6 protein-coding genes are annotated in these 4,222 nt (G+C 30.9%); 4 read left to right on the forward strand and 2 right to left on the reverse strand.

From position 1 onward, the window contains the following. Positions 1-102: 102 nt before the first annotated feature. Positions 103-468 (reverse strand): DUF5615 family PIN-like protein, encoded by a 366-nt coding sequence (locus U9R42_03770; GenBank protein ID MEA3495134.1) that lies wholly within the window; start codon positions 466-468, stop codon positions 103-105. An 8-nt stretch (positions 469-476) separates the two neighbouring features. Next, on the reverse strand, positions 477-713 hold the full coding sequence (locus U9R42_03775; protein MEA3495135.1) for a DUF433 domain-containing protein: 237 nt from the start codon (positions 711-713) through the stop codon (positions 477-479). Between the two features lie 114 nt (positions 714-827). Between U9R42_03775 and U9R42_03780 the strand changes: the two genes are divergently transcribed. The 4 genes from U9R42_03780 (at position 828) to U9R42_03795 (ending at position 4,073) form a co-directional block, all read left to right on the forward strand. Beyond that, positions 828-1,034 carry a hypothetical protein gene (locus U9R42_03780; protein ID MEA3495136.1) on the forward strand — a complete coding sequence of 69 codons (207 nt, stop codon included), beginning with the start codon at positions 828-830 and terminating at the stop codon, positions 1,032-1,034. Positions 1,035-1,114: 80 nt separating this feature from the next. Then, positions 1,115-2,161, forward strand: coding sequence for a bifunctional diaminohydroxyphosphoribosylaminopyrimidine deaminase/5-amino-6-(5-phosphoribosylamino)uracil reductase RibD (gene ribD / locus U9R42_03785; protein ID MEA3495137.1), 1,047 nt, complete (start codon positions 1,115-1,117; stop codon positions 2,159-2,161). Further along, the gene (locus tag U9R42_03790; protein ID MEA3495138.1) at positions 2,152-2,946 is read left to right on the forward strand and encodes an SDR family oxidoreductase; all 795 of its coding nucleotides are present in this window, start codon (positions 2,152-2,154) and stop codon (positions 2,944-2,946) included. The genes ribD and U9R42_03790 overlap by 10 nt, the downstream gene beginning before the upstream one ends. A gap of 65 nt (positions 2,947-3,011) precedes the next feature. Next, complete coding sequence (locus U9R42_03795) at positions 3,012-4,073, forward strand: VOC family protein (GenBank protein ID MEA3495139.1); 1,062 nt, start codon at positions 3,012-3,014, stop codon at positions 4,071-4,073. The last annotated feature ends 149 nt before the right edge of the window (positions 4,074-4,222 follow it).

Below are 4,222 nucleotides of genomic sequence, written 5' to 3' on the forward strand. Positions count from 1 at the left end.
TTTACAGAGAAGACTACCTTGGGTAGTTTTTAAATCTGTGAATCTGTGGCTTTTATATTTTGCAAAGTTGCTGAGTAGTAACGAAGTTTATCAAACCTCCCATTAAACATGATTTCCTTGAAAAGAGCTAAAGCATCTTTGTTTTACATATTTATCACAAATAACCGTAAAGTGATTTTCAAACTGAATTTTAGTTGTTTCAAATAATTTGATTAGTAGCTGTGCAGGTGATATTTCATTAAATGTAGAAATAGACAACTTGATTATTCCTGACGGAAAAGAAAGATTTCCATTTAATATTTTATCCCCAATTCCTCCATCAAAAGTAACTATAATTCGTTTTTGAGAAATAGCAATTGCAAGTAATTCTTTATCTTTAAGTCCTTTAGCTTGACGAATATTATAACCTGTATTTTGTAAAGTTACAATACTTGCTTTAGGAATGTCTTCATTTATCAAAAGTTTCATAATTAAATTTATTTTGGTAATTTAAACATTAAACTATCTTTCATACATTCGTAAATGAAGATATTCATTGCTTGAAGGTTTTTTTCTTTAAGCTTAGGATAATTTTTGAGAATTTCTTTTTTTGACCATCCTGATGCAAAAAGTCCTGTAATAAATTCAACCGATAATCGTGTACCATTAAAAATGGGTTTACCATCAATAATATCTTTATCCGTAACAATGTAGTCGTGCCAATCAATTTTCATCTTTATTTTTTTTTAAGGTCAAAATTAAGATTAATATTTTGAATATCAAAATTTTAATTAAGGGAGGTTCTTTAAATACATTCGCATTAAGATTTTCAGAGTTTTTTATAGACAATGAAAAAATTTGAAACAAATCGGGATAATGTAAAAAGTTTTGAAGAAGTATATGTTCCGAAATTTCGGAATGAAAACCCTTTGGGAACAAAGATAATAAACAATCTGACTGCGTTAAAAACTACGGCTATTCAGAAAAATTTGTGCCTTGCATCTTATTCATTATCTTTGTTTCTTAAAAGAAATGTATTTAAAGAACCTCCCTAAAGTATTGTTTTGTAGTATTTGCAATTTGATAATTTGAGATACTTATCTTTGCATTGTTTTTAAGAACAAATATATTTTAAATGTCAAATGAATTTTATTTAAAAAGATGTCTTGAGTTGGCAAAACTTGGTTTTCCAAACACTGCACCAAATCCGCTTGTTGGCTGTGTAATTGTAAAAGATAATAAAATAATAGGAGAAGGATTTCATCAAAAATTTGGCGAAGCTCATGCAGAAGTAAACGCAATAAATTCAGTTGGGAATATAAATGATTTAAAATATTCCACACTTTATGTAAATCTTGAGCCTTGCTCTCATCATGGAAAAACTCCTCCTTGTACTGATTTAATTATTGAAAAAAAAATTAAAAAGCTTATTATTTCAAACAAAGACCCAAATCCTGTTGTGGCAGGAAGGGGAATTGAAAAACTCAAAAATGCAGGAATTGAAGTGAAAATAGGAGTTCTTAAAGAAGAAGGTGCTGAACTTAACAAAAGATTTTTCACCTTTCACACACAAAAAAGACCTTTCGTGATTTTAAAATGGGCACAAAGCAAGGATGGATTTATTGCTGACAATAATCACAACTCAAAATGGATATCTAATGAATTTTCGCGCATGATTGTTCATAAATGGAGAAGTGAGGAACAAGCGATTCTTGTAGGAACAAAAACAGCAAAATATGATAACCCAATGCTTACAAGCAGAGATTGGAATAATAAGAACCCAATACGCTTGGTTCTTGATGAATTTTTGGAACTATCACTGAGCAATCATTTGTTTGACAAAAAGGTTCAAACAATAGTGTTTAATTCAAAGAAAGAAAAAACGGAAAAGAATCTTGATTATGTAAAAATTGATTTTACAACAAATATTCTTCCTCAAATATTTAATATTCTTTACAAAAGAAATATTCAATCGCTGATAATTGAGGGAGGTAGTTTTTTAATAAATTCAGTGTTAGAAAATAATCTTTGGGATGAAGCTTATGTTTTTACAGGACAAAAGGAATTTGCTAAAGGAATTAACGCATCAAAAATTAATTTAGATCCTACTGATGAATTCCAAATAAAAGATGATAAATTAAATTATTATAAAAATTACAATTTCAAATATTTATGGAAGTAAAGAATAAAATTGTTTGGATAACAGGTGCTTCATCCGGTATAGGTGAACAGCTTGCTTACGAATTTGCAAAACTTAAAGCGAAGGTAATTATCTCCTCACATGAAAAAAATGAATTATCCAAAGTAAAGGAAAAATGCAATACATTAGGTGCAGAATGTGAAGTAATAGTTTTTGACCTTGGAAAGCCCAAAGAAGTTACGGATGCAACAAATAAAGTTATAAAAAATTTTAAAAATGTTGATATTTTAATTGTTAACGGAGGGATAAGCCAAAGGTCTTCTGTTTTAGAAACTCCTTTATCGCTTGACCGCAAGCTTATGGAAATAAATTATTTTGGAGGGATTTCCATGACAAAGGCTTTACTGCCAATAATGATAAAAAACGGAGGAGGACATATTATTGCAACAAGTAGTATTTCAGGTAAATTTGGTTTTTATTTACGCTCAGCTTATTCTGCTTCCAAACATGCAATTCATGGATTTTACGAAACTGTGAGAGTTGAATTGGGAGATAAAAATATTAAAGTTACTATTGTTTGTCCCGGGCGTGTACAAACGAATATTTCTAAGCATGCACTTGATAAAGATGGGAAAGAACATGGTAAAATGGATGAGGGACAAGCAACAGGAATAAGTCCTCAAAAGTGTGCTGTACAAATCATTAGTGCGATGCAAAAAAATAAAAAAGAAGTTTTAATAGGGGGTAAAGAGTTACTCATGGTACACATGAAAAGATTTTTACCGGGATTATTTTATAAAATAGTTTCAAAACTAAAAGCAACTTAGTAACTTGCACCTTTTTATAATCAGTTTTTAATAGCATTAGAGTAACTATTATTGAAATTTTTAATATGGATATAAATATTAGCGGAATTCAGCAAGTAGGTATTGGCGTTGAAAATGTAAAAGAAGCATGGAAATGGTATCGTCAAAATTTGGGAATGGATATAAAAATATTTGAAGATGCTTCCGTTGCTGAAATTATGTTACCTTATACAGGAGGAAAACCTCGAGAAAGATACGCAGTACTTGCACTAAATTTAAATGGAGGCAGTGGTTTTGAGATTTGGCAATACACAAAAAGAAATCCTGAAGCTCCTAAATTTGATATTCAAATAGGCGATCTTGGTATTTTTGCAACAAAAATTAAATCGAAAGATATACATGCTTCATATAAATTTTTTAAATCAAAAGGATTAAGTATAATTTCAGAGATACAAGAAGATCCTAAAGAGCATTTATTCTTTTTTATTAAAGATCCTTATGACAATATTTTTCAAATAATATCAACAAAAGGTAATTGGTTTAGTAATCAAAAATCTTTAACAAGTGGCGTAGCAGGAGCAATTATAGGTGTTTCCGATATGGATAAAGCAATTAATTTCTACAGTACAATTTTAGGATACAATGCTGCTGTTTATGATGTTACTGATACTTTTGAAAGTTTTAAAATTCTTCCCGGGGAAAATAATAAGTTAAGAAGAGTACTTCTAAAACCGGGTTATCCACGAACAGGTAGTTTTAGCAAACTGTTCGGTTCATCAAAAATTGAACTTATTCAAGTGCTTGATCGTGAACCTAAAAAAATATTCAAAGATAGAATGTGGGGCGATCTTGGGTTTATTCACATTTGTTTCGATATTCACGGAATGGATGCTTTGAGAGAAAAATGCAAAGAAAACAACTATCCTTTTACTGTTGACAGTAGTCAAAGTTTTGACATGGGTGAAGCCGCAGGACATTTCTCTTACATTGAAGATCCTGATGGAACATTAATTGAATTTGTGGAAACACATAAAATACCAATTGTAAAAAAAATAGGCTGGTACCTTGACCTCACAAAGCGTGATCCTAAAAAACAATTACCAAATTGGCTTATTAAAGCTTTGAGATTTGGTAGGGTAAAAGGCTAATAGTAGTCGGCAGTCTTCAGTCTCCAGTCTCCAGTCCGCAGTCTTCAGTCTCCAGTCCGCAGTCTTCAGTCCGCAGTCTTCAGTCTCCAGTCCGCAGTCTTCAGTCAGCAGTCTTCAGTCTGTGCCTGCCTGAATAACGTTGATTTTTT

This window comes from Bacteroidota bacterium (assembly GCA_034723125.1).
Classification (GTDB): Bacteria; Bacteroidota; Bacteroidia; order CAILMK01; family JAAYUY01; genus JAYEOP01.